The sequence below is a fragment of the Mucilaginibacter terrenus genome, from assembly GCF_003432065.1.
Lineage (GTDB): Bacteria > Bacteroidota > Bacteroidia > Sphingobacteriales > Sphingobacteriaceae > Mucilaginibacter > Mucilaginibacter terrenus.
Window position 1 is genome coordinate 305,748 of sequence record NZ_QWDE01000002.1, and the last position, 24,378, is coordinate 330,125.

22 protein-coding genes and 1 pseudogene are annotated in these 24,378 nt (G+C 43.9%); 12 read left to right on the top strand and 11 right to left on the bottom strand.

From position 1 onward, the window contains the following. Nucleotides 1–8 precede the first annotated feature (8 nt). From tatC to porN, 8 genes are all read left to right on the top strand, one after another. Nucleotides 9–875, top strand: coding sequence for a twin-arginine translocase subunit TatC (tatC, locus tag DYU05_RS11970; protein WP_117383323.1), 867 nt, complete (start codon nucleotides 9–11; stop codon nucleotides 873–875). A 57-nt stretch (nucleotides 876–932) separates the two neighbouring features. Beyond that, nucleotides 933–1,367 carry a ribose 5-phosphate isomerase B gene (gene rpiB, locus DYU05_RS11975; RefSeq protein WP_117383325.1) on the top strand — a complete coding sequence of 145 codons (435 nt, stop codon included), beginning with the start codon at nucleotides 933–935 and terminating at the stop codon, nucleotides 1,365–1,367. A gap of 25 nt (nucleotides 1,368–1,392) precedes the next feature. Further along, nucleotides 1,393–2,952: a M28 family peptidase gene (locus DYU05_RS11980; protein ID WP_117383327.1), complete on the top strand. Its 1,560-nt coding sequence runs from the start codon at nucleotides 1,393–1,395 to the stop codon at nucleotides 2,950–2,952. A gap of 117 nt (nucleotides 2,953–3,069) precedes the next feature. Beyond that, nucleotides 3,070–3,495: a VOC family protein gene (locus DYU05_RS11985; protein WP_117383329.1), complete on the top strand. Its 426-nt coding sequence runs from the start codon at nucleotides 3,070–3,072 to the stop codon at nucleotides 3,493–3,495. Nucleotides 3,496–3,501: 6 nt separating this feature from the next. Then, complete coding sequence (locus DYU05_RS11990) at nucleotides 3,502–3,879, top strand: VOC family protein (RefSeq protein WP_133300220.1); 378 nt, start codon at nucleotides 3,502–3,504, stop codon at nucleotides 3,877–3,879. 53 nt (nucleotides 3,880–3,932) lie between these two features. Beyond that, nucleotides 3,933–4,607: a tRNA (guanosine(37)-N1)-methyltransferase TrmD gene (trmD, locus tag DYU05_RS11995; RefSeq protein ID WP_117383333.1), complete on the top strand. Its 675-nt coding sequence runs from the start codon at nucleotides 3,933–3,935 to the stop codon at nucleotides 4,605–4,607. 206 nt (nucleotides 4,608–4,813) lie between these two features. Beyond that, nucleotides 4,814–5,161 carry a 50S ribosomal protein L19 gene (gene rplS, locus DYU05_RS12000; RefSeq protein ID WP_117383334.1) on the top strand — a complete coding sequence of 116 codons (348 nt, stop codon included), beginning with the start codon at nucleotides 4,814–4,816 and terminating at the stop codon, nucleotides 5,159–5,161. A gap of 71 nt (nucleotides 5,162–5,232) precedes the next feature. Beyond that, entirely contained in the window at nucleotides 5,233–6,462 is a 1,230-nt protein-coding gene (gene porN, locus DYU05_RS12005) for a type IX secretion system ring subunit PorN/GldN (RefSeq protein WP_235854008.1), read from the top strand. Nucleotides 6,463–6,691: 229 nt separating this feature from the next. On the opposite strand, the pseudogene DYU05_RS12010 reads toward porN, so the two are convergent. The 4 genes and pseudogenes from DYU05_RS12010 to DYU05_RS12025 all read right to left on the bottom strand — a co-directional run. Then, nucleotides 6,692–7,345 (bottom strand): annotated as a pseudogene (locus DYU05_RS12010) (phosphatidylserine decarboxylase family protein); the annotation flags it as partial. A gap of 36 nt (nucleotides 7,346–7,381) precedes the next feature. Beyond that, complete coding sequence (locus tag DYU05_RS12015) at nucleotides 7,382–8,194, bottom strand: phosphatidate cytidylyltransferase (RefSeq protein ID WP_117383336.1); 813 nt, start codon at nucleotides 8,192–8,194, stop codon at nucleotides 7,382–7,384. Continuing rightward, complete coding sequence (locus DYU05_RS12020; RefSeq protein ID WP_117383338.1) at nucleotides 8,191–8,403, bottom strand: putative signal transducing protein; 213 nt, start codon at nucleotides 8,401–8,403, stop codon at nucleotides 8,191–8,193. The genes DYU05_RS12015 and DYU05_RS12020 overlap by 4 nt, the downstream gene beginning before the upstream one ends. Continuing rightward, nucleotides 8,404–9,327, bottom strand: a complete 924-nt coding sequence (locus DYU05_RS12025) for a CPBP family intramembrane glutamic endopeptidase (RefSeq protein WP_117383340.1) — start codon at nucleotides 9,325–9,327, stop codon at nucleotides 8,404–8,406. It lies immediately after the preceding gene. Nucleotides 9,328–9,364: 37 nt separating this feature from the next. Between DYU05_RS12025 and dusB the strand changes: the two genes are divergently transcribed. Continuing rightward, the gene (dusB, locus tag DYU05_RS12030) at nucleotides 9,365–10,357 is read left to right on the top strand and encodes a tRNA dihydrouridine synthase DusB (RefSeq protein ID WP_117383342.1); all 993 of its coding nucleotides are present in this window, start codon (nucleotides 9,365–9,367) and stop codon (nucleotides 10,355–10,357) included. 45 nt (nucleotides 10,358–10,402) lie between these two features. Further along, on the top strand, nucleotides 10,403–10,789 hold the full coding sequence (apaG, locus tag DYU05_RS12035) for a Co2+/Mg2+ efflux protein ApaG (protein WP_117383344.1): 387 nt from the start codon (nucleotides 10,403–10,405) through the stop codon (nucleotides 10,787–10,789). Between the two features lie 66 nt (nucleotides 10,790–10,855). On the opposite strand, the gene DYU05_RS12040 is transcribed toward apaG, so the two are convergent. Next, on the bottom strand, nucleotides 10,856–11,584 hold the full coding sequence (locus DYU05_RS12040; protein WP_117383346.1) for a zinc metallopeptidase: 729 nt from the start codon (nucleotides 11,582–11,584) through the stop codon (nucleotides 10,856–10,858). Between the two features lie 105 nt (nucleotides 11,585–11,689). Here DYU05_RS12040 and DYU05_RS12045 point away from each other — a divergent pair, with 105 nt between their 5' ends. Then, nucleotides 11,690–12,832 (top strand): NAD(P)/FAD-dependent oxidoreductase, encoded by a 1,143-nt coding sequence (locus tag DYU05_RS12045; protein ID WP_117383348.1) that lies wholly within the window; start codon nucleotides 11,690–11,692, stop codon nucleotides 12,830–12,832. Here DYU05_RS12045 and DYU05_RS12050 read toward each other — a convergent pair whose 3' ends face one another. Beyond that, complete coding sequence (locus tag DYU05_RS12050; protein ID WP_205771871.1) at nucleotides 12,833–14,188, bottom strand: UDP-N-acetylmuramoyl-tripeptide--D-alanyl-D-alanine ligase; 1,356 nt, start codon at nucleotides 14,186–14,188, stop codon at nucleotides 12,833–12,835. Then, nucleotides 14,185–16,329: a DNA helicase RecQ gene (recQ, locus tag DYU05_RS12055; protein WP_117383350.1), complete on the bottom strand. Its 2,145-nt coding sequence runs from the start codon at nucleotides 16,327–16,329 to the stop codon at nucleotides 14,185–14,187. The genes DYU05_RS12050 and recQ overlap by 4 nt, the downstream gene beginning before the upstream one ends. A 462-nt stretch (nucleotides 16,330–16,791) precedes the next feature. On the opposite strand from recQ, the gene DYU05_RS12060 reads away from it, so the two are divergent. After that, nucleotides 16,792–19,296 (top strand): M14 metallopeptidase family protein, encoded by a 2,505-nt coding sequence (locus DYU05_RS12060; RefSeq protein ID WP_235854009.1) that lies wholly within the window; start codon nucleotides 16,792–16,794, stop codon nucleotides 19,294–19,296. 121 nt (nucleotides 19,297–19,417) lie between these two features. Here the strand turns inward: DYU05_RS12060 and DYU05_RS12065 are convergent, their stop codons facing one another. The 4 genes from DYU05_RS12065 to DYU05_RS12080 all read right to left on the bottom strand — a co-directional run bounded on the left by DYU05_RS12065 (nucleotide 19,418) and on the right by DYU05_RS12080 (nucleotide 24,337). Further along, complete coding sequence (locus DYU05_RS12065) at nucleotides 19,418–21,880, bottom strand: TonB-dependent receptor domain-containing protein (protein ID WP_117383354.1); 2,463 nt, start codon at nucleotides 21,878–21,880, stop codon at nucleotides 19,418–19,420. A gap of 212 nt (nucleotides 21,881–22,092) precedes the next feature. Continuing rightward, complete coding sequence (locus tag DYU05_RS12070; protein WP_117383356.1) at nucleotides 22,093–22,302, bottom strand: hypothetical protein; 210 nt, start codon at nucleotides 22,300–22,302, stop codon at nucleotides 22,093–22,095. A gap of 4 nt (nucleotides 22,303–22,306) precedes the next feature. Beyond that, nucleotides 22,307–23,977 carry a PspC domain-containing protein gene (locus DYU05_RS12075; protein ID WP_117383358.1) on the bottom strand — a complete coding sequence of 557 codons (1,671 nt, stop codon included), beginning with the start codon at nucleotides 23,975–23,977 and terminating at the stop codon, nucleotides 22,307–22,309. 24 nt (nucleotides 23,978–24,001) lie between these two features. Further along, nucleotides 24,002–24,337 carry a PadR family transcriptional regulator gene (locus DYU05_RS12080; protein ID WP_117383360.1) on the bottom strand — a complete coding sequence of 112 codons (336 nt, stop codon included), beginning with the start codon at nucleotides 24,335–24,337 and terminating at the stop codon, nucleotides 24,002–24,004. Nucleotides 24,338–24,378: the final 41 nt, after the last annotated feature.

Here is a 24,378-nt window from a genome sequence, read left to right on the forward strand (position 1 = left end):
ACACACCAATGAGCGATAACAAATTAATAAAGGCAATTAAAGAAAAGGGCCAAACCATGGAGGCCGAAATGTCATTCTTCGATCACCTCGAAGAACTCCGCTGGCATTTAATCCGTTCTGCAATTGCTATTGTTATTTTTACCATCGGAGCTTTTTATTTCTACGATTTTATATTTGACACCATAATTTTAGGTCCTAGCCGGCCTAACTTTTGGACCTATCGCATGCTTTGTAAGCTTGGCGATCTGCTCCACAGTGATGGTTTTTGTATTAACAAAATCAATATTCAGTTGATCAATACCGAAATGGCCGGTCAGTTCACACTGCAGGTTAACTCAGCTCTGCTGATTGGTATTACGCTAGGCTTTCCTTACCTGCTGTGGGAAGTGTGGCGGTTTGTTAGACCGGCCTTACACGAAAAAGAGCGGAAAGCCGCTAGTGGCTTTGTGTTTTATGCCAGTGGATTGTTTATTATCGGCATTTTGTTCGGGTACTACGTTATCACACCTGAGTCGGTAAACTTTCTATCCAGCTATACAATAAGTCCGCAGATTCAGAACCTGTTCGACATGGACTCTTACCTGTCATCCGTAGCAACGCTTACTTTAGCAACCGGGATTGTTTTCCAGTTACCAATACTTGTTTATATCCTTTCCAGTTTAGGAATACTTACACCAAAGTATATGAAGGCTGGTCGTCGCTATGCAGTGGTAGTAATACTTATTGTTTCTGCAATTATTACCCCTACTCCGGATATGCTTACCATGACTATAGTAAGTATTCCGCTGTTCATTCTTTACGAAGTGGGCATTGTAGTAGCCGGTGTTGTTGAAAAACGCAAACTAAAACGCGCGCAAGAAGACGGTCTCGCCTAGTCAGTTCCTAACAAAATATTTACGTTTGTCCTTGTATAAAAAGTATACATTTGGATAATGAACTCCGGAATTAAAATTGCAATAGGTGCCGATCATGCAGGCTATGAGTACAAACAGGCTATTCAGGCCATGTTCCCAGAAATTGAATTTAAAGATTTTGGTACCCACTCGGTAGAATCTGCCGATTACCCGGATTTTGCACATGCTGTAGCTTCGGCAGTGGAAAGCGGCGAATTTACATATGGCTTTTTACTATGTGGTAGTGCAAATGGTGTAGCCATGACAGCCAACAAGCACCAGGGAATTAGGGCAGCAATTTGCTGGAAACAAGATGTTGCAGTCCCTGCACGTACGCACAATAATGCCAATGTGCTTTGTATCCCTGCAAGACACGTCAGCCTTGATGAGGCAAAGAGCATCATAAAGACCTTTTTGACAGAAGAATTTGAAGGTGGCCGTCACGCGCGTCGCGTAGATAAAATTGGCTGCTAATAGAACAATTATCAATTTAAATTAAATGAAGAAAGCATCATTATTAATGACCGCAGTAGCATTTGCAGCCAGCGCATGCGCGCAGCAGAATGCCACAGCGGTTAAGTACGGAAAACTTATTACCGCAGACGATTCTAAAAAGCATTTGAGCATTTTGGCCTCTGATGAATTTGAAGGCCGCGAAACCGGCAAGCCGGGCGCAGAGAAAGCAGCAAATTACATAGCCGGTGAGTTTAAGAAAATGGGTTTACAGGCTCCTGTAAAAGGTTCATACTTTTTAGATATACCATTAGCTGAGAGCAAGTTTAATGTAAATGCTTTTAGCATCAACGGACAGACCTTTGCAAACTGGACAGACTTTTTTGTACGGGGCAGCTTTGCGGATAAAACACTGAACGCAACTGACATCGTTTACGTTGGTTATGGTTCAGCAGAAGAGATTGCCGGCACCAGCCTTGCAGGTAAGATAGTTTTGTTGATTAACGAAGACAAGCCGGTTGCGGGCACTAAAACAAATACCAGCTACCGTGCAACTCCGGCCCGCCAGGCAATTCTTAAAGCTATACGCGATCAAAAGCCTGCGCTGATACTTGCTGCTAATGGGGAGTTAAGCGCCTTATTAAAGCGTTTTGGCGGCCAGAACCCAAGCGGTGGATCATCTATCGCTATCAAACGGGCGCAGGACGCCAATGCTCCAACGCCGGTATTCAACGTAACCACTGCTGTTGCAGATGCTTTGTTAAAATCGACAGGAAAAACTTACGAAGAATTAAAAACGGCAACGGCTGCAGGTAAACAAACACAAACAGTTAAAGCTGCTGTGAACGTTGCTTACGCTACCGAGTACAAGGACGTAAAAGCTGTTGATGTACTAGGATACCTGCCTGGTTCTGACGCTAAGCTTAAAGACGAAGTTTTGGTTATATCAGCACATTATGACCATATCGGTTTAGTTACTAAGCCTGGTGCCACTGATAAAGTGAACAATGGTGCCGATGATGATGGTTCGGGAACTACCGGTATGCTGGAAATTGCACAGGCATTTGCAAAGGCAAAAAAAGACGGTAAAGGCCCACGCCGCAGTATTCTTTTCCTTGGCAACGTTGGTGAAGAAAAAGGCTTATTGGGTTCTGAATGGTACTCAGATCATCCTGTATTCCCATTGGCAAACACCATTGCCGACCTTAACATAGACATGATCGGCCGTGTTGGTCAGGAATATTTGAACAATCCTGATTCTGCTAACTATGTTTATCCAATCGGCTCAGCAATGTTGAGCACCGAGCTGCATAAAATTGGTGAAGATGCAAATAACACGTACACCAAATTAAAATTAGATTACAAGTATGATGATTTGAATGACCCTAACGATTTCTACCATCGTTCTGACCATTATAATTTTGCCCGTTATGGCGTTCCAATCATTTTCTACTTCAACGGTGTACATGCTGATTACCACCAACCGGGCGATGAAGTTAGTAAGATCAATTTCCCGTTATTAGCTAAACGTGCGCAACTGGTGTTTTTTACCGGCTGGGAACTGGCTAACCGTGATACCCGTCCCGTTGTTGACGGCAAAAAATAGCAACCATTCACTTTGAAATAAAAATAGCGGCCACAAGCCGCTTTTTTTATTACGCAGTACGTCAACACGTTATTAAGATGCGTACCTTCGAGTACATCTTAAATTAAACACCCTCCTATGAATGTCGAGGTTTTTGAACGACCTACAAATTACGTTACCAAAAAGATGAAATTTGCTCCGGTACTTACTATACCTAACGGAGTAACCGACGTCAGTTTTTACGAAAAGGCCTTTGGTGCGTTTGAACTACGAAGGTTTGGTAATGATGACGGGAGCGTACACGTTGCTGAATTTCAACTCGATGAGGATACGTTATTTCACCTGCACGAATCAACAAACCGCTCATCTCAATCACCATCAAGCGCCGGTACAACCACTGTTACTATAGGCTTATTTGTTGATGATGTAGATGCTTTTATGGAAAAAGCAAAAGCAGCGGGTGCGGTTGTTGTTTCACCTGCGCAGGATTATGATTATGGCTACCGTCAGGGTAACGTGGTAGATCCATTTGGTCACAACTGGCAAATTCAAAAAGCAATCTAATTGGATATGGAAGAACAGGAGCCAATTTTCAAACATGGCAAAATATGCTATGTTGAGATACCCGCGCTTGATATTGATCAAGCTATAACATTTTATAGGAAAGTATTCTCCTGGGAAATACGCACAGATAACCAGGGTAACGCCAACTTTGATGATGGGACAGGGGGAGTTAGCGGAATGTGGTTTAAAGTAGACGAGCCGGTAACTACTTCCGGAATGCGTGTTTCTATAATGGTAGATGATGCACAGCAAACCCTTGATGATATTGTAGCTGCAGGAGGATCGATAATAGAGACGTTTGATCCCCAGTCAGATATTCCTATTGCACGCTTTGCCGATCCCAGCGGCAATGCTTGGACAATCTACCAGCATGGTAGCGAATAAGTTCAAATTTCCCTCCGTTATTAAAGGGTTAGGCATTTAACTTATCTTTGCGTATGCGCTTTGATATCATTTCTGTTTTGCCCGGTCTGCTGGAGAGTCCTTTTGCCCATTCTATTTTGCAGCGTGCGCAAAAAAAAGGAATATCAGAGATAGTTGTGCACAACTTGCGTGATTATGCAGCCGGTAAGCAAAAAAGCGTCGACGATTACCCGTATGGCGGAGGAAGCGGCATGGTAATGACGATCCCTCCGTTTGCTGCATGTATAGAAAAGCTAAAGAGCGAGCGGGAATACGATGATATTATATTTATGTCGCCGGATGGTGAAACGCTCAATCAAAAAATAGCTAACCAACTATCTATTAAAAAGAATATTATTATCCTTTGCGGGCACTATAAAGGAATAGACCAACGCATACGCGATATTTATGTAACCCGGGAGGTTTCTATCGGAGATTACGTTCTTTCAGGCGGCGAACTGCCTGCAGCCGTTTTGGTTGACGCCGTAGTGCGGCTGATTCCCGGGGTATTATCTGACGAAACATCTGCGCTTTCGGATTCATTCCAGAACGATCTTCTTGATGCTCCTGTTTATACCCGGCCTGCCGATTGGAATGGGCACAAAGTACCAGATATACTGCTAAGCGGCAACACACCTGAGATAGAAAAGTGGCGCTTTGAACAAGCTATAGAAAGAACAAAAGTAAGGCGGCCGGATCTTCTGGAGTAGATGGGTTTAATAATGAAAAAACCTGCTCAAGTAACGTCCAGGTGCATTGCCACGAAAACACTGTTGCTCACACTAATTAGCAAGCAGAATGTTAGGAAAGTGATAAATGTTTAAATTTTTTAAACTTGCTTTTTTATTTCAGAAAAAATCCCTATTATTGCACTCCGATTTTTACGGGTTAAAAGTCGCTTTAAGAGCTAAAAATCATGGATTTAGTAAAATTTGTAGAAGAGCAATCAGTAGTAAAAAATCAATTTCCCGCTTTTAAGGCAGGTGATACTGTTAGCGTACATTATAAAATTAGAGAAGGAAACAAAGAACGTGTTCAGGTTTACCAGGGCGTAGTTTTGCAGCGCAACAGCGTTGGCAACAGCGAAACCTTTACTGTTCGCAAAGTGTCTAACGGCATTGGTGTAGAGCGTATATTCCCTTTTAACTCACCAAATATTGATAAAATAGAGGTGAACAGCGTTGGTAAAGTTCGCCGCGCTAAATTGTACTACCTGCGTGCCCTTACCGGTAAAGCAGCCCGTATCAAATCTAAAAGAGTTTAATTTACATTTTTGTATATTGAGGCCTCACTGCAACAGCAGTGGGGCTTTTTGTTTTATACGGTCTGTTGCTGATGAAGAAGTTTTTTAGCGTACTTAGTTTTCTGTTTATCAGTGCCTTCGTTTACGGGCAAAACCTCACAGGCAAATGGCTGGGCGAACTTCCTCAAAACAATAAAGAAATAAAATTTAAGCTCGAGCTAGACATCTTGCAAACAGGTAAGGAACTTACCGGATCGTCCACCTTTGTTACTGCAGATAATCATACCGTGGTATTTGCACTTAAAGGGAAAGTTGACGGTAGAAACATAACCCTGGATGAGTTTAAAGCTATAAGCTGCCAATGTGAAGATGGTAAGTATGACTTTTGCCTTAAGAAAATGCGTGGCACTTTCCATGTGGACTCGCTGAAAGCAACGTTCGTTATTGATGGCACCTGGACAAGTGATCTTTCTTATAATGGTAAAGAATACCTGAAAAGCGTTTGTGCGCCTGGCTTGTTTACTATCGTTCGGCCGGCTTTTATTCGACCACTGGATGGCTACTATCGTAAGAATAACATCGCCAATTCTACTAAGGTAACCGGGTATGCCGGTATAAGGGAGACCGATGCTGTATTTGCCAGGCGTATCTGGAGAGAGATAGACCTTCGTAAAAAAGTAAATCAATATATGGCTTCTCCAAAAAGGCGGTTAATAGATGTATTGCTTTCGGCTATTGATGCCCGCGATATATTCGCCTACGATGCTGTTGACTCAAAAACCAACCCGGGAGGCGATGGCTTTATCACCAGGTTAACTGCAGAACAAGCCCGAAGTAAACTTTCCGACAGCAGCGTAGTTGATATTTTCGACAAGAAAACTGGAGATAAAGTAGGGTCTAAAGTGGTTGCCGGTGAATTCAACCCAGATGAAGTAGTTAAATTTAGGCTAAAGGAGGATTGGTTGTTTGATAAGCAACGTGGTGTTTTTGAGCCAAGAATTGTGGGCATCGCGCCGTTGATAAAAATCAAAACCGTTGTAGATGTAACAAATGCCGAATATCAGCCTGCATTTTGGATATACTTTCCAGAGGCACGCAGTGTGCTTGCTACTAAGGAAGCCATAAACCGTAATAACGATGCAACTGGGTTAAGCTATGATGATGTATTTATGAAGCGATTATTCAGCAGCTACATTGTAAAGCAAAGCAACGATAAGGATGAACGCATACGCGATTATACTCAGGGCGTAGACAGGCTGTATGAGTCTGACCGTATAAAGAAAAACCTAATGAACTGGGAGCTTGGATTGTGGGCTTACTAGTCAAATGCTTACTCTAACTTCACTCTTTCTTTTTAGGCCTTGCAAATCTCTCTCTCGGTGGCCTTTTAGCCTGCGGTTCTTTGCGGGCTTTAGCGGGTGCTTCATGTTCTACAACCATCGTCGGCTCGCCGTGTTCGTTAGATAATTCAGCCTCAACTGGGTTAACAAAATCGGGAATCTCTACTACGTCGGGCACTTCGTCAATATCAATAAAGTTGCCTACAGTTGGCAATTCTGCAAGTACGGTGCGGCCACCTTTCACAACATCATTTATATTGACGTTCACTTTAGAGTTCAGCGGAAGAAAAATATCCACCCGCGAACCAAATTTAATAAAACCGAACTGGTGGCCTTGTAGTACCTCGTCGCCTTGCTTTACATACCAAACAATGCGCCTGGCTAGCGCGCCTGCAATCTGACGGAATAGTACGGCTACGCCTTCGCTATTCTCGGTAACTATAGTGGTACGCTCGTTCTCGGTAGAAGATTTAGGATGCCATGCAACCAAATACTTTCCCGGATGATATTTGAAGTATTTAATAACGCCGCTGATTGGGTTGCGGTTGATGTGTACATTAATTGGCGACATGAATACAGATATCTGTATACGTTTATCTTTAAAGAATTCAGTTTCTTCGGTTTCTTCAATAACTACTACTTTACCATCTGCAGGGCAAAGCACTTGTGTCTCTGCAGCATTTATAGCAAGTATAGGGCTGCGGAAGAATTGTAAGATGATGAAGAACAGCATTGCCGATAAGATATACACGATCCATTTAATGGTGTGCGCGTCCGGAAAGTAAAACTGAAGTAACGCGTTCACTATAAAAATGAAAAGCACGCATAAGGCTATTGAGGTGTACCCCTCTTTATGAATCGTCATTTAATATATTGTCTTATGTGGTTATCTATTACAAAGTTAAGGTTTCACAACAAAGTATAGGTAAGTATATACAATTGGTGCAGCTATTAAGAGTCCGTCAAAACGGTCGAGCAATCCACCGTGACCGGGAAGTATACCGCCAGAATCTTTTATGTTGATACTTCTCTTAAACATTGACTCCACCAGGTCGCCTAAAGTGCCAAAGCAGCCGATAATTATTCCTACGGACATCCATTGCTTCCATTCCAACTCTGTAAAGTAGCGACTTAATACATAGCCCACCAAAGCAGCAACTACAACACCACCTATAAAACCTTCCCATGTTTTTTTAGGTGAGTGTCGTTCAAAAAGCTTAGTACGGCCAAAAGCACGGCCCACCAGGTATGCGCCGGTATCGTTAGACCAAAGCATCAGCAGGAAGCCCAACGGAAAGTGAAAATTAAAGCTACCCTGTACGTATGCTAATGCATGAAAGAACGTAAACGGCAGGCATACTAATATCAACCCTATTAACGTGTAGGCTATATTGTTAAACGGAGATACCGAAATCTTGAACAATTCGGCTATAAAAATCCCGCTAATGCTAAACGTGAGCAGTAAAGACAGTTTATAAGCCAATGGATTGTTGTTGTACGTAATAAATGCAAACACACCGTAAATAAATGCGGCATTAACAAATCCTGCCAGGCGGTTAGGTTCTATACCACTTTTAATGTTCAGTCCGTAAAACTCGTGCAGGCAGAGCAGAGTGAGTATAAGGTAAAAAGCCCCGAAGGTGTAATGGCCCAAAAGTACCGAGGCAAGCATTACAATTATAAAAAAGAAGCCTGTGATGGCGCGTGTCTTCATGTATTAATTTGATTCAGTATCATCAGCTCAATGGCTTCGCTAAAGTCCTCCTTGTGAATGTAAACCTCTATATCGCCAAAAGCCTGATGCGACGATGCCTGCCTGTTGAGCAAAACAGCGTCAATATGGTGCCCGGTAAGCATCTGCTTAACAATTTCTGACTGATAAAAGTTGGATGAGGTAAAAATCTTAACCCAATTCTTTTCCATTTAGTTCAGTGCCGGCTTTTTGCCCTGGGCAACGTTCTTATAAACTAACAGCAAAAGTATAACAATTATCAGGCTAAATAAATAGCCCGGCGCATTAAAAGTGTGCGAGTCGTCGGGGTTTAGCTTAATTTTCTTGTGCTGAAATAAATATGTTACAATAACAGCCGTTCCGTTATTAATAAAATGGGCCCAAACAGCAGGCCATATACTGCCGCTGTATGCCACAAAATAGCCAAATAAACCGCCTAGCAGCATGCGCGGTAAAAATCCGAAAAACTCCATGTGGAACGCGCTGAACAATGCTGCCGTTATCCATATAGCTGCATGAGTATTGCCGGTCCATCTCAGCATAATAGTCTGCAGCACTCCTCTAAACATGAACTCCTCGGCAATAGCAGTAAGTAAGCCTACCAGAAATAGGTTCTTCAGCATATCACCTATACTATCCATTCTCAGTATAGCTTTGGTAAGCTTTTGTGCCTGTTGCTCGCTGCTGCGCATCCAGTCTTCAATACCCTTTAAAAATTTAGGCAATACCATTTGTTGATTGATGTTGCTAAGTGCCTCTACCAACGGTGCCGAAATCAGCATAACTACAAAAACTATTATCATTAACAACCAGGGAAACTGTACGGTAGGTTTAAGATAAGTTGTGGTGTCTTTAGCTGAAAACCGGGCAAATATCAAAGGGGCTATAAAAAGTGGAACCGTAGTGCTAATGATTTGCAGCAGGTATAAGGCTCGGGTTGAGTCCGGATCCGAGAAGTCCATTCGGCTTATCTGCATTACCGGCGCCATGCCGTAAATAGCTGCTACAATACCAAGCGCTATAAAGTTAAAAAGCAGTACAATGCCTATTGACATCAGCGTAAATATCAAAAATTGAAGTGCCGGTGACTGTTGATTATCAGCGCTTTTTACCATTTAGCGTATTTTTCGTAATTTTGCACGAATATAATCTATGTCGGTACAAATTGGAAATATTGATCTGGGCGAATTCCCGCTGCTGCTAGCACCTATGGAAGATGTGAGCGATCCGCCTTTCAGGTATGTGTGTAAGCAAAACGGCGCGGATATGATGTACACCGAGTTCATCTCTTCGGAGGGATTGATACGTGACGCAGCTAAGAGTCGGCAAAAGCTGGATATATTCGAATATGAACGCCCGATAGGTATCCAGATATTCGGCAGTGATATTGAGCACATGCGCGAGGCTACCGAGATCGCTACGCAGGCAAAGCCCGATTTGATGGACATAAATTATGGCTGCCCTGTTAAACAGGTAGCATGTCGTGGCGCTGGCGCAAGCTTGTTGCAGGATGTTGATAAGATGGTAGCCATGACAAAAGCCGTTGTGGAGGCTACACATTTGCCGGTAACTGTGAAAACACGCCTGGGATGGGACGATAACACCAAGAATGTATATGAGGTAGCCGAACGCTTGCAGGATGTTGGCATTAAAGCGCTTACTATACACGGGCGTACCCGATCGCAGATGTATAAAGGAGAGGCCGATTGGCGTTTGATACGTGATATCAAGAAGAACCCAAGGATACAGATCCCCATTTTTGGTAACGGTGATATTGATTCTCCTGAAAAGGCTGCGGCGTGGCGCATGGAGTACGAAGTAGATGGAATGATGATTGGTCGTGCAGCTATCGGATATCCATGGATCTTCAGGGAGATAAAACACTTCTTCAAAACCGGCGAGTACCTTGATAAGCCTACAATAGCTGAGCGTATAGACGTTTGCCGTACCCATCTTATTAAATCAATGGAGTGGAAGGGGCCAAGAACAGGTATTTTTGAGATGCGCCGCCATTATAGCAATTACTTTAAAGGCGTGCCTGACTTTAAAGAGTTTAGGATGAAACTTGTTACGGCTGCAACCGTAGAAGAAATAGAGGAGATATTAGCCCAGGTAGATAAAAAATATGCCTTAGAGATGGCTTAATATTTGTTTCCATCGTATATATTTGACACAAAGAGATTTATCACAATGGCTACTACAATAACTGAAGGTGTTAAAGTTTCAGTTGAAACAATATACCAACCCGAATATTCTAACCCTGCTAACGATCATTTTATGTTCGCTTATCGGGTTGTTATTGAAAATTTGGGTAATTACGCAGTCCGCCTCATTAGCAGGCACTGGCATATTTTTGATTCTAACGGAGCCAAGCGTGAAGTAGAAGGGGAGGGCGTTGTAGGCCTGCAGCCAATAATTGAGCCTGGTAACTCCCACGAATACGTATCAGGCTGTAATTTAAAAACAGATATGGGCAGCATGAAGGGAGAGTATCAAATGGAGCGTTTGCTGGATCATTCACTATTTAACGTACAAATACCCGAATTTTATCTGATAGCTCCTTACAGGTATAATTAAAAATAATATTAAAAAATAAAAGGCTGCCTGAATAACCAGGCGGCCTTTTATTTTTTACCACATGTGTTAATCCCTTCTATTACTCAGAAAGGATGCATAGTATACCAATGTTGCCAGCGAGCCCAGTGCCGCAACTACATACGTCATAGCGGCCCACCAAAGCGCATCCTTGGCTTGTGTGTGCTCATTACTGGTTTGCATTACCGAATAGTTGTTGTTTAACCAAGCCAATGCACGGTTACTGGCATCAAACTCTACTGGCAGGGTAATAAAGCTAAAAAGTGTTACTAACGCCAGCGCCGCTACTCCAATTGCGAGCACGTATGGGCTACCGGAAAAAATTAGCAGCATTACGCCTATCATGATGGTCCATTGTGTAAGGGTTGATGCCACATTAACAACAGGAACCAACGTTGACCGCAAGCTGAGCCAACTGTAAGCTTTTGCATGTTGCACAGCATGCCCGCACTCATGAGCTGCAACAGCTGCAGCAGCCACGCTACGGCTGTGGTAAACATCCGGACTAAGATTAACAGTTTTGTCAGCAGGATTGTAGTGGTCGGTAAGCTGCCCTTCAACCGAAATAACACGAACATCGTAAATGCCGTTGTCTTTTAGCATACGCTCAGCAACGTCTTTTCCCGACAAGCCTGAAAGTAAAGGCATTTCAGCATATTGCCTGAATTTGCTTTTAAAGCGCATTTGTACAAAAAAACTGATGAGCGCGATAACAATCATGAGCAGCCAGGCAGAGCCCGGTGCTATAAAAGCCAGTATGAATGATAAGTTTAACATTGCTCTATATTTATTAAGGGATGTATTTCAAAAAGTATTCCATCTTAAAGGAAGAAGCCACACTGCTGTTAGCTTTTGCGCTTTTACTTTTTACATTTGATGAGTATGGATGGGGCAAACTTTTCTTATTGGGAGCGTACGGCTTTTACTGGCAATGCAGATGTTATTGTAATTGGCAGTGGGCTGGTTGGCTTAAGTGCGGCCTTGCATCTAAAGCAATGCGAACCTGAGCTGAAGGTGTTGGTGCTGGAAAGAGGTTTTTTGCCAAGCGGCGCTAGTACAAAAAATGCTGGTTTTGCGTGTTTTGGGACGGTTTCTGAACAATTAGAAGCTTTAAAGCATGCTCCGGAGGAAGAGGTAGCACGTTTAGCGGCTTATAAATGGAAGGGATTACATCGTTTAAGAAAAAATCTGGGTGATGCTAATATAGACTACCAGCAGCACGGAGGAAACGAGATTTTCTTCGCTGAACAAAAGAGCCATGCGGAAGAATGCATAGATAAAATTAGCTTGTTAAATAACTTGCTAAGGAATGCCATCGGTGCTACTGACATTTATTCAGTTGCAAACAGCAAGATTTCCGATTTTGGCATAAAAGGCGTAAGCCACATGATCTACAACGCGTTTGAGGGGCAGCTGCATACCGGGAAAATGATGCGCACATTGCTTAACCGGGTTTATGCTGAGGATATTATGGTACTCAATAATTGTGAGATCAATACGATTGATGAGGACAGTAGCGGCATTTTACTGCAAACCTCAAATGGTTTATTCAAGTCAACCAAGGTCATAGTGGCTACAAACGCATTCGTCAACCAACTTTATCCGGAACTGGATGTAGTGCCCGGCCGGGGGCAGGTACTAGTTACAAAGCCGGTACAAGGCTTAAAACTAAAAGGGACCTATCACTTCAACGAAGGATACTATTATTTTCGCAATATTGATGGGCGTGTGCTATTTGGCGGTGGCCGAAACCTCGACTTTAAAGATGAAGAGACACATCAGTTTGGCCATACGGATGTTGTGCGCCAAAGCTTGCTAACCTATTTGAAAGATAACATCCTCCCCGATCAACCGTTTGAGGTGGAGCAATGGTGGAGTGGTATTATGGGGTTTGGTGGCGATATAAGCCCAATAGTAAAGCAAGTAAAGCCTAACGTTTTCTGCGCTGTCAGGTGCAATGGCATGGGAGTAGCCATGGGTAGCCTGGTTGGTGAAGAAGTTGCCGATCTGCTGCTCAAAAGCTGATTACAATAACGTTATCAATCGCTCCAGCGCCATTCCCCTCGAGCCCTTAATTAGAACGGTAGCGTTAGTTACTGGATTGCTCTTCAATCCCGCAATAGCATCTTCAGCGGTTAAATAGAAAGTGCTGCTAGTTATTCCTGCCCCGTTGACTTCCGTTTGCTGGCTAGCAAAATCTTGGCCGATGAAAATACGTTCCTGTACATCTGCGTCAAGGGCCTTTTTAATTACCGCTGTATGTTCTTCAGCTGATTCTTCACCCATTTCAAACATATCTCCCAAAATAAGTACTTTACGCGCAGCTGCCATCTTATCTAAATTGTCAATGGCCACAAACATGCTGCTGGGGTTGGCATTGTACAGATCGCAGATAAGGGTATTTGTTGCAGTTTGCACTATTTGAGACCGGTTGTTTGTAGGATGATAGCCTGCAATACCATCGTTTATCTCGGCGGTACTCATTCCAAATGTTGCTCCTATGCAAATGGCGACCAGTATATTATCTATATTATAGGCACCTGTGAGGTTAGATGCAATGGTAAAGCTTTCACCACAAAACTTGTCCTTCCAATCTACTACCAAAAATGGTGAATTGTCAACCAGCTTACCACTGATAAGGTTTCTTTCGTCATCGTTTTTGCCGTAGTAAATTGCATTGGTGAGTCCACGCTCTTGCTGCATGGATAAGAGAATGGCATCATCACTATTGATGAAAGCTATTCTTCTGTTATCTGTAGTGTCTTCCGGTTGCATATTGACAAGATAGTCGTACATCTCGCCTTTCCCTTTCTTCACACCTTCTACACCGCCAAATCCTTCAAGGTGCGCCTTACCCACGTTTGTTATTAACCCGTGAGTAGGCTGAGCTATGGTACACAAAAACGCAATCTCTTTTTGGTGATTAGCCCCCATTTCAACTATGGCCATCTCGTGGGCAGTACTAATGCTTAACAAAGTTAAAGGTACCCCAATGTGGTTGTTAAGATTGCCGATTGTAGCAAGCGTTTTGTATCGCTGCGACAAAACAGCGTTTATTAACTCCTTGGTGGTGGTTTTCCCGTTGCTGCCTGTAAGCGCTATTACAGGTATATCTAACAAGCTACGATGATAAGCCGCAAGGTGCTGCAACGCTGTTAAGCCATCCTCTACCAATAGGTAACGTTCGTCTAAAGCATACTCCGGGTTGTCGATTACTGCGTAAGCAGCACCAGCTTCTATAGCCTTTTCGGCAAAAGTGTTGGCGTCAAACTTATCACCTTTAAGCGCGAAGAACAAACTGCCGGGTGCTATCTTCCGTGTGTCGGTACTAATAACAGGGTGCCTTTGGTATATAGCGTATAGGTCTGGGATGGTTATCATAATTGCGCTGCTTTAAATTTGTAATAAGCCACAACGGCCTTAATTTCACAGTACGTGTAATCATCGCCTAATGCTTCTTTTAATGGAGCAAGGCGCTCATTTCCATAATTATCTATTACGTCCTTAATGGCTGGTATTTTATTCTCATCAACAAATGTATGTACATCAAGTTCGCCTGTTTGTATAAAAATAGTAAGATGCGATTCTATCGTGATAGGAGAAAGGCTCCTTGCAGAAGCTATTTCGGCCACGGTGTTGCCAAGTCGAAAAAGTTCCAGGCTTACTTTAGCCGTTTCGGGAACCTTATCGATTTTGAGTTTACGGACAGGTTTTGCTGCTTTCAAGTTAATGCGCGACTCTAGTCCGTTCGCTTTACTGTAGCCAGTTATTACCTGCAGAAACTCTCTGCCGTATCTTGCCAGTTTAATATCGCCAAAACCAGAGATCTGCCTCAGTTCCTCCATCTTCTGCGGCAGGTAGGTCGCCATCTCTTGCAAACCGGCATCAGAAAGGATAATGTACGGTGCTACATTTTCCAGCTGCGCCATGTCGTAGCGCATTTTCCGGAGATCGGCCAGGAGCTGTGGTTCAAATTCTAGTGTGGCCGCATTACGTTCTTCTATGGTTTGTGAAGAGATCAGCTCTACTTTTTCCGTACCCTTTAGCACCAGTTCACTTTTAGGGGTAAGTTTTAAGGATACGTACTCATCATCGGTAACGCGTAAATAGCCTTGTGCTATAAGTTCACGCATATAGCGCTGCCAGTCAGCTTTGCTGATATCGGCACCTGCGCCGAAGGTTTTAAGTTGTTTATGCTCCTCCCGTATCTTTTCGGCTTTTGAACCGCGCAGGAAATCAATAATATAATTTACCCCGAAACGCTCTTTTAACCTGACCACGGCAGATAAAGCTTTTTGCGCGATGAGTGTACCGTCAAATTTCTCAAATTCGCTGAGGCAATAGTCGCAGGAGCCGCAATTATCGGGGAACTGCTCATCAAAATAGTTGAGTAAATACTGCCTGCGGCAGGCATGCAGCTGGCAGTAGTTTACCATATCGTCCAGCTTCTTTAGCATTATGGCGCTTTGCTGTGGGTTGTCATCAACCATAGCAAAACGCTTCAGTTTTACTGCATCGCCGGGTGAATACAGTAGCAGGGCGTCTGATGCAAGTCCGTCCCTACCTGCGCGGCCGGTTTCCTGGTAATACCCTTCGATATTTTTGGGCAGATCGGCATGTACTACGTAACGCACATTAGACTTGTTGATACCCATGCCAAAGGCAATTGTGGCCACCATTATCCTGACATCGTCCCGCAGGAATGCCTCCTGATTTTTGGCTTTTACCTCGTGGGTAAGCCCGGCATGGTATGCTTCTGCTGCAAAGCCTGCACGTTTAAGGTCATCTGCGAGTTCTTCGGTAGATTTGCGGGAAAGGCAGTAAATAATACCGGACTCTTCCCTTCGCTCGTTCAGGAAGTTGGTGAGCTGCTGCAGGCTGTTCTTTTTTGGGATAACACGATACGTGATGTTCTCGCGGTTAAAAGAGGAAACAAAAACCGCCGGATGGTTCAGGTTAAGTTTATCAAGGATGTCTTTCTGAGTCAGCTTGTCTGCCGTAGCGGTAAGGGCAATTACAGGCACATCGGGGAACTCCGTTTTTAAACCTGCAAGCATAAGATACTCCGGCCTAAAGTCGTGTCCCCACTGAGATATACAGTGCGCTTCATCAATAGCTATCTGTACTACGTTAAGCGTCTTTAAAAAAGTCATTAACCTGCTTTCGGCACCAAATAAACGCTCCGGTGCTATATATAGCAGCCGTAGTTGGTTGTTTTGGAGCTGCAGCGCTATATCGCGTTGCTCTTCCGGCGACTGGCTGGAGTTGAGGAACGCGGCAGGTATACCGCTTAGGTTAAGGCTGTCTACCTGGTCCTTCATCAGGGCGATAAGCGGCGAGATCACCACTGTTAGCCCGTTCAGCAGCACTGCAGGCAATTGGTAGCAAATAGATTTACCACCGCCTGTCGGCATTAACACCATTACGTCGCGTTTATCCAGCACATGGTTAATGATGGCTTCCTGCGAATGCCTGAACTGTGTGTACCCGAAATATTTTTTAAGCGCTGCTAAAGGTTCCATTTGCCGTTACAAATGTGCATTTTTTTGAAGCATTGCTGATAAGATGTTTACTACAAAGTGTTTCGGTTGAAAGCGAAACACCCGAAACACCCTCCTTTTGTAAAATCCTATTAATGAGGTAATTGTATTTTTGGCCGAAACAAACCGAAACAGTAGAAAAGCTTTACTTGAACTTTATAAGCTGTTGTAGATAAGTGTGTTGTTGAGTTTTAAAGCTTTTTAATTTGTATAGCGAAACAGTTAAAAAGTAAAACAATCCGAAACAGTAAATTTCATTATAGTTCGAATTGGTCTTAGTAAACGCTTGTTGCCGTCATCACGCAAAAAGACTGTAGCGGCAGTGTTGTTCTGTAAAAATCTCGTTTAAAGTGGCTTGTTTTGGCATTTAGTAGTTATCGACAAAAGAATTTAATTGCTTTTATTATTAGATTAGCCATTGCATCACTCCTTAATTATATAAATATGATGAAAAGGCTACTTTTTGCTTTTACCGCACTCGTTTTTACGGCATCAACCTACGCGCAGAGCATACAATCTCCTGCGGAGTTCCTGGGTTACCAGCTTGGAGAGCAGTTTACCCCACATTACCGCATTGTAGAATACTTTAAATATGTAGCGCAGGCATCTAAAAATGTAAAACTGCAACAATTTGGTACTACAAACGAAGGGCGCCCGCAGCTGGCCATGTTTATAGCATCTAACGAGAATATTGGCCGATTGGAAGATATCCGTCATAACAATCTGAAGCTTGCAGGTATGGAAAGCGGAACGGCAAACCTTGTTAACGCGCCGGTGATACTCTGGCTCAGCTATAACGTACACGGTAACGAGCCTGCATCCAGCGAAACAGCTATGTGGACGCTATATGATCTGGTGAACCCGGCGAACGCTCAAAATAAAGAATGGCTTAAGAATATGCTGGTGGTGATAGATCCCTGCTTAAATCCGGATGGTCGCGACCGTTACGTTAACTTCTATAACTCAGTAAAAGCAGGCAAACCAGACCCTACGCCAACCGCGCGCGAACACGCTGAGCCCTGGCCTGGTGGAAGGGTAAACCATTACTACTTTGACCTTAACCGCGACTGGGCATGGCAGGCGCAAAAAGAAACGCAGAATCGCGTTGGCCTGTATAACCAATGGCTACCCGAGGTGCATGTTGATTACCACGAGCAAGGCTACAACGCGCCTTATTATTTTGCACCTGCTGCAGAACCCTTTCATAAAGATATTACGCAATGGCAGCGAGATTTTCAGGTGACCATTGGAAAGGGTAACGCAAAAGATTTTGATAAGAATGGCTGGATGTACTTTACCAAACAGATATTTGATCTGCTGTACCCATCTTATGGCGATACCTACCCGTTGTACAATGGCGCAATAGGCATGACCTACGAACAAGGCGGTATTGGCGCGGGGCTTGCCGTGCAAACCCGCAGCGGCGATACACTTACCCTTGTGCAACGCGTGGCACATCACCATTCTACCAGCATCAGCACTATACAAACGGTATCAGCAAACGCTTCAAAGCTTTTAAGCGAGTTCAAGAAGTTTCATGATAATGGGATCGCCAATCCTCCCGGAGAGTTTAAGACCTACGTTGTGAAGAACGATAATAACGAGAAGACACGCAAACTGGCCGAAATGCTTAGCCGCAATGGTATAAAATTTGGTTACGGGTTGTCTTCAAAAAGCGTTACCGGGTTTGATTATTTTACCGGTAAAACCGAAACGGCCAGTGTAGATGGCAATGACCTGGTGATTAATGCAGCGCAATCTAAAGCTGTATTATTAAATGTGTTAATGGAGCCTAAAACCTTTATTGCAGATTCGGCCACTTATGATATTACTGCCTGGGCGCTCCCTTATGCTTTCGGGCTGCGGGCTTATGGCTTAAAGGAGTCGTTAAAACCGGCAACTACCTCCTGGAATGTTATTAAACCACAAGCACTTACTAATACTAAGGCTTACGCTTATGTATCTGCATGGCAGTCCATTGCTGATGTTAGGTTCCTGTCGGCATTGTTAAAGAAGGGTATAAAAGTGCGGTACGCAGAACAACCGTTCGAATCAGCCGGGAAAAAATTCATGGCGGGTTCGCTGCTTATCACCAAAGCCGGGAACGATCGTGCAGACTTTGACCAGGTGGTTACTTCAACCGCTGCCGAAATGGAGCACGAACTTACACCTTTGACATCCGGCTTTGTGGACAAGGGTTATGACATAGGATCGGATATGGTACACTACATCAAACAGCCCCGGGTAATGCTGGTGGCCGGTGATGGTGTGAACTCAGAGTCGATGGGAGAGGTGTGGCACTTGTTTGAACAACAGATAGGCTATCCTATAAGCCTTGTGCGCTACCAGGACCTTAACCGCACCAAAATAGCAGACTTCGACGTAGCTATTTTTGCAGATGGGCGTTATGATAATTTCCCGTCAGACAAATTACAAAGCTGGATACGAGATGGTGGCAGGTTAATAGCAATGGAAAACGCCGTATCGTTGTTGGCCGACAAAAAAGACTTTGGGCTGAAACGTAAAGAAGATAAAAAGGATGAAAAAGCTAAAGATAAACAGCAGCAAACCAAGTTGTATGCCAACCGGGAGCGTGAAGCTATCTCATCAAACATCCCGGGTGCTATTTACAAGCTTAACCTTGATAATACACATCCCCTGGGTTTCGGCTTGCCAAACTTTTACTACACGCTTAAGATGAACGACCAGATATACGACTACTTTGGCGACGATGACGGATGGAACGTTGGTACTTTAAAGGGCAACGCGTATGTATCCGGCTTTGTGGGTGCCGAAACCAAAAAGAAAATGGCAAATGGTATGGTGATCGGCGTTCAGGAAATGGGCCGCGGATCTGTAGTGTACCTTGCTGATGATCCATTGTTTCGCAGTTTCTGGGAAAACGGTAAGCTGCTGTTCAGCAACGCGGTGTTCATGGTGGGGCAGTAGTTCCAGTGGGCGGTAAGCAGTTTGCAGCTGGTTCAATAATAAAAAGGCAGTTTGCTGTTTTTTGGTAGCATTATTACATGCAAACTTCAAACAGCTAACTGCCAACTGCTAACGGGGCGTGTTAATTACCGCTCTTTACCCTGTTCTTTTCGTCATCGGCACCGGTTTGGTGCTGGCGCATTTTGATTTTGCTATTGCCAAAGTTATAAGTGAAGGTAAGCCTGGCTAAACGTGTTTCGTTTTTCTGGTGCACATCCAGGTTTACGCTTTGGTAGTGGCTGCTCACAGCATTACGGCGGGTATTAAAAATGTCGCTCACGGCAAACTTTACATTCATCTTCTTTTGATAGAAGGAATGGCTTACACCGGCATCAACCGCATATTGCTGCTTTATGTCAAATATACCAAAGGATAATGGCGATTGATAATAGCCCGAAGCTTCGGCTTTCCACCCCTTGGCTACCATGAAGGTTTGGGTAGTACGTAATATAAAGGTGGCTTTGCCATTGTTAAGGTTAGCACCTAACAGATCCGCAGATTTGTACTGCTGGTAAAAACCATTAAAGTTTACGTTACCTGTCCACCATTTACTAATGGTATACGGCGAGTTAATGTTGATGTTGTAAGAGTTTTGTGTATTTAAGTTAAGCCGGGTTTGGTAAGTGGCTTTGCTAATAGTGTCAGTAAGAATGATCTCTGTACTTACGTCTGTAGTTTTAGCGTATCCTAATGTTACGTTTATAGTCTTATTATAGGTATAACTCAGCTCAAAAGAGTTGGTGTATTGTGGTTTCAGGAACGGGTTGCCCTGCTCATAGGTATACTGGTCCAGGTAAAAGCGGAAAGGGTTCAGCTGATCATATCCTGGCCTGTCTATTCGGCGGCTGTAGCTGATGCCCAGCTCATGCTTGTCAGACAGGGTATGATTAATGAACACGCTCGGGAAAAAGTTAAGGTACTTGCGGTCTACCACCTGGTTCTTGGTAACTAAATCTCCCATTGATGAAGTGCGTTCTGCACGTAAGCCTGCCTGTATCGAAGTTTTCCTAAAGCTTTTGTTCAGGTTTAAGTACCCGGCGGCAATCTTTTCCTCGTAGATAAAGTGGTTGGTTCGGCTAGTGTCATTTATAAATACATCGCCGCTGTTTATCTGCGCCTGCAAGTCGTTATCTGTTTTTACAGAACTAAACTTTACACCGGCTTCCAGTTTCATGGTTTTGTTTAAAGGTAGCGCATAGTCTGCCTTTTGTGTCCAGATGGTTATGGTTGCCGGGGTTTGGTTAAGTATAAACTGCGGCGGGCGCTGTGTTGAACCGTTGGGCAATAAAAAGTTTGTTTCGTAACGGGCATCGGAACCATTATGGAAGATAGAGTAATCTAAATCTACACTCAGTTCTTGTCCGTTGGTATCCAGCTGTAGTTTATCATTAACGTTAGCCGCAAAGTTGCGGTAAGTTTGTTTAATGTTGGCAAGTGTTGTTTGGTAGGAGTCGTTTGCATCCGGTGTGCGGCCCAGCTGCGTTGTTGTTTTATTAGGGTTGTTATACTCGTTAGTGTAATCGCCATTAATTACAAAACCAACGGTGTTTTTTGACGATGTGGCATAATCAGCCCCAAAACGGTAGTTATTATAATGTACTTCTGATAAAAGCGAGGTACGTTGTTTAAAGTAAGTACTGCTTTGCGCGCTGTCTACCCGGCGGTCAATGTTCAGGATGTTCTCGCGTTTTTGGTCGCCGCGGCTTAATGTAGCAAAAAGGTTCAGGTTGCCTTGTTTGTGGTTCAGGCTCAGGCTGGTATTATTTCGCCAGTTGCGTCCTTTAACAACGCCTAAGCTCAGGTTGCCATTGGTACCGGTTTGTTTGTTCTTTTTAAGCTTTATGTTGATAATGCCGGAGTTACCTGATGCATCATATTTAGCAGATGGATTGGTGATGATCTCGATAGACTGTATAGTTGATGCATCCATCGACTTTAGCATGGTTGTCAACTGCGAAGCCGACATGTAGGTAAGCTTGTCGTTTATCATCACAGTAACCCCTTGCTTCCCCTTGAGGCTGATGTTGTCGTCTTTATCTATAGATACACCCGGTGCACGTTCCAGCACTTCAAGCGCAGAGTTGCCTGCTGCAAGTACACTGTTCTCCACGTTCATTACGGTGCGGTCCATTTTTCGTTCTATCAGTGGCTTGGCTGCTACCACGTTAACCGTTTGCAGGCTTTGGCTGCTTTGCAGCATTTTAATTGCAGGTACCATAGTTTTCGCCAGTTCGCCATTTACATCAACAGTTGGGCTGTATGTTTTTTTGTAGCCAATGTTGGTAGCCGCAACAATGTATTTGCCGGCCTGCAGCTTGTCGAACAGGTAAGTGCCGCTTTCGCTGGTTAAGGTGCCTTTTACAACAGAGGAATCTTTTGCGCGCAGCAGGGTAACGGTTGCGTAATCCAGTGGTTTGCCTTGTTCGTTTACCAGCGCGCCCGAAAGGCTAAGCGTTTGCTGTTGTTTATTTTGTGGTTGGGCCTGCGCGTTAGCGGCAAATAGCACAACCAATAGAATATATAGAGAGTGGATAAGTTTTTTCATGTTTAGTAAAATTTGGGCAATAAAGTTCCTGCGGGGCAATCCCCCGATTTTTTTAGCGCCGGTAAAATTTGAGTTGGTTCAGCCTTGCGGGCAGGTGTTAGCTGCGGCTGCGGGAAGTATTAGCGGAGATGTATTTATACATATGGTAGGGTTTGTGGTTGTTAATTATTGTTTGTGCGTTTGTGTATAAGATGCTCAAAAGAGGCAGTAGGTTACAAACTATTTTGATTTTTAGGCACGGGGAACAGGTTTTCTATTACGGTAGGGTATACAGAAAAGCTGTTTTGGTATTCACTTACAACCTGTTGCGGTTGTGTTTGCAGCGGTACTGATGACGAAAAAATTTTTATTCCGGAGGAGCAGAAAGGTAATATAAGCCCGCCGATGATCAGCAGGCTTATATACTTGTATAAGGTTTTCATGTTGTTAGTTGCCGGATGTTACGGTGTCGACCTTTGTGGTGTCTGCGGGTGCCAGGCGCTTATCAGTTTTTGGTATAACCAACGTGTCTACCTTGCATTGCAGACCAGTTTCAGTCATTATGAACTTGGCAGAAGTTGCATTGTCCTGCTTGTTATCGCTCTTGCAAGCCCATATATCAACATCGTGCAGGAAGCGGCCCAGCGATTCGTCAATAACCAGTTTGGAATTAAGCGGCATTTTAAGTGTCAGATGCACTTCCTGCGCGCGCCAGTATTGGTTTTCGTCTTTTTCAAAGCGGCGGTTAAATTTAAGCGTCCCCCCTTGCTGTACAAATTGATAACGGATGCCACGGGCGTTATCCAGCGCTTCCTGGTAGTCTGACCCGCGTGCCGTGAACGATTCTACAAGTGTAGGCTGTGCAACATCAGCCCGTTCTATATATAAGTCGATGTTTTTGTTTGGCATATCCATGTCGTTATCATAATCGTCATCCAAAATAACACGGCCGTCCAGCTTGCCCTTTATGTTCAACCTTACGCTGTCCTCACGAGAGAGGAGTTTAACATCGTTCAGCTTTAAATAATAAGTGCTGTCTGCCATCGGCGCTATCTTGATTGTTTGGCTGATAGTGGCACCCTCACGGAAGTTTGCACCCGCTTTTGCTGTGTAATAGATAACTATACACAGGGCTACAACCCAGGTCATTAACAAAGCTGTGCCGGTTGTACGGCCAATACTGTTGCTTTTAAAGATAACGTTGATGAGCGCAAGCATAATAGCCAGCAAAGGCAAGGCCGCCATCAGGAATGTGCATACCAGGAATATAGTATTCACATCATGGCTTACAATATTAAACGGAAACACGTGACGCATACCCGGGTTGCCATATACCACAAAAGATATGATAGCTACTATAAGGGCTATAATGCCGGCAAAACATGAGGCAATAATGGCTATACCGAAAGCTTTAAAAACCAGTTTGCCTGCCGTGCGTATGAACGAACCAGTATGGCTGAATACATCGCCTGCAAAGTCGCGGGTTTTGTAAGCTAACGGTTTGGCATCGTGGCTTAGGGTGTGCAGGTTACCTTTTAATGTGCTCATTTCCTGTTCGAAATTTGTTTTAAATCCTTGCAGGTCCAGGCGCTGGCCTTTCATAGCCATACGGTCTGCACGGGTAACCGCTTTCGGTACAACTATCCAGAGCACTATGTAAAGTAACAAGCCAAAACCGCCCATAGCCGATAGGAGCACAAAGCCAAGGCGGACCCAAATTGCATCAATATCAAAGTAATTGGCTATACCGGCAGCAACGCCACCTATCAAGTGTTCGTCGGGATTGCGGAAAAGGCGGCGATTAGCGCCAGCAAACGCTGAAAAGCCAGCGCCATGTGTTTCGCCGTTAGCTTCGGCTTCGAAATCAGCCACGGAGCCCATTTGTTCCGTAACATAACGCACATCCTGTGCTACAACAACCTGCTTGCCTTCGCGCACCAGTATCTCGGTAAGCATTTCAGCAATACGGTTCTCAATATCGGTGGTTATCTCCAGGCTGTCTGCCGAGTTCATAAAGTGGCGCGTAACATCGGTCATGTACGCTTTAAGTATTTCGTAAGCATCTTCTTCAATATGGAAGACGGTGCCGTTAATATTTATAATAATAGTCTTATTCATGATGGGTGATGGTTTATAGAGTAGTTATTTTTTTCTTTCTCCGATAGCAGTTTGTACTGCAAAAGAGAGCTCTTGCCAGGTAGTATCCAGTTGTTCCAGCACTTTACGGCCTTCCTCACTCAATACGTAATACTTTCGCGGTGGGCCGGAGGTGGATTCCACCCAGTTGTAAGATAGTAAGCCATTGTTTTTTAATCGGGTAAGCAGCGGGTATAAGGTACCCTCTACCACAAGCAGGCGGGCCTTTTTAAGTTCAGCTATAATGTCTGAAGCATATATCTCACCCTGCGCTATAATGGAAAGTATGCAATACTCCAGTATGCCTTTCCTCATTTGGGTTTGTGTATTCTCAACAATCATAATGCAAAGATATATGTTTAAGAATGTATTATGCAATACAT

Excerpts from the sequence above, each read along its gene's own strand:
- tatC (WP_117383323.1), top strand. The coding sequence starts at position 9 with ATGAGCGATAACAAATTAATAAAGGCAATTAAAGAAAAGGGCCAAACC.
- rpiB (WP_117383325.1), top strand. The coding sequence starts at position 933 with ATGAACTCCGGAATTAAAATTGCAATAGGTGCCGATCATGCAGGCTAT.
- DYU05_RS11980 (WP_117383327.1), top strand. The coding sequence starts at position 1,393 with ATGAAGAAAGCATCATTATTAATGACCGCAGTAGCATTTGCAGCCAGC.
- DYU05_RS11985 (WP_117383329.1), top strand. The coding sequence starts at position 3,070 with ATGAATGTCGAGGTTTTTGAACGACCTACAAATTACGTTACCAAAAAG.
- DYU05_RS11990 (WP_133300220.1), top strand. The coding sequence starts at position 3,502 with ATGGAAGAACAGGAGCCAATTTTCAAACATGGCAAAATATGCTATGTT.
- trmD (WP_117383333.1), top strand. The coding sequence starts at position 3,933 with ATGCGCTTTGATATCATTTCTGTTTTGCCCGGTCTGCTGGAGAGTCCT.
- rplS (WP_117383334.1), top strand. The coding sequence starts at position 4,814 with ATGGATTTAGTAAAATTTGTAGAAGAGCAATCAGTAGTAAAAAATCAA.
- porN (WP_235854008.1), top strand. The coding sequence starts at position 5,233 with ATGAAGAAGTTTTTTAGCGTACTTAGTTTTCTGTTTATCAGTGCCTTC.
- DYU05_RS12015 (WP_117383336.1), bottom strand. The coding sequence starts at position 8,194 with ATGAAGACACGCGCCATCACAGGCTTCTTTTTTATAATTGTAATGCTT.
- DYU05_RS12020 (WP_117383338.1), bottom strand. The coding sequence starts at position 8,403 with ATGGAAAAGAATTGGGTTAAGATTTTTACCTCATCCAACTTTTATCAG.
- DYU05_RS12025 (WP_117383340.1), bottom strand. The coding sequence starts at position 9,327 with ATGGTAAAAAGCGCTGATAATCAACAGTCACCGGCACTTCAATTTTTG.
- dusB (WP_117383342.1), top strand. The coding sequence starts at position 9,365 with ATGTCGGTACAAATTGGAAATATTGATCTGGGCGAATTCCCGCTGCTG.
- apaG (WP_117383344.1), top strand. The coding sequence starts at position 10,403 with ATGGCTACTACAATAACTGAAGGTGTTAAAGTTTCAGTTGAAACAATA.
- DYU05_RS12040 (WP_117383346.1), bottom strand. The coding sequence starts at position 11,584 with ATGTTAAACTTATCATTCATACTGGCTTTTATAGCACCGGGCTCTGCC.
- DYU05_RS12045 (WP_117383348.1), top strand. The coding sequence starts at position 11,690 with ATGGATGGGGCAAACTTTTCTTATTGGGAGCGTACGGCTTTTACTGGC.
- DYU05_RS12050 (WP_205771871.1), bottom strand. The coding sequence starts at position 14,188 with ATGATAACCATCCCAGACCTATACGCTATATACCAAAGGCACCCTGTT.
- recQ (WP_117383350.1), bottom strand. The coding sequence starts at position 16,329 with ATGGAACCTTTAGCAGCGCTTAAAAAATATTTCGGGTACACACAGTTC.
- DYU05_RS12060 (WP_235854009.1), top strand. The coding sequence starts at position 16,792 with ATGATGAAAAGGCTACTTTTTGCTTTTACCGCACTCGTTTTTACGGCA.
- DYU05_RS12065 (WP_117383354.1), bottom strand. The coding sequence starts at position 21,880 with ATGAAAAAACTTATCCACTCTCTATATATTCTATTGGTTGTGCTATTT.
- DYU05_RS12070 (WP_117383356.1), bottom strand. The coding sequence starts at position 22,302 with ATGAAAACCTTATACAAGTATATAAGCCTGCTGATCATCGGCGGGCTT.
- DYU05_RS12075 (WP_117383358.1), bottom strand. The coding sequence starts at position 23,977 with ATGAATAAGACTATTATTATAAATATTAACGGCACCGTCTTCCATATT.
- DYU05_RS12080 (WP_117383360.1), bottom strand. The coding sequence starts at position 24,337 with ATGATTGTTGAGAATACACAAACCCAAATGAGGAAAGGCATACTGGAG.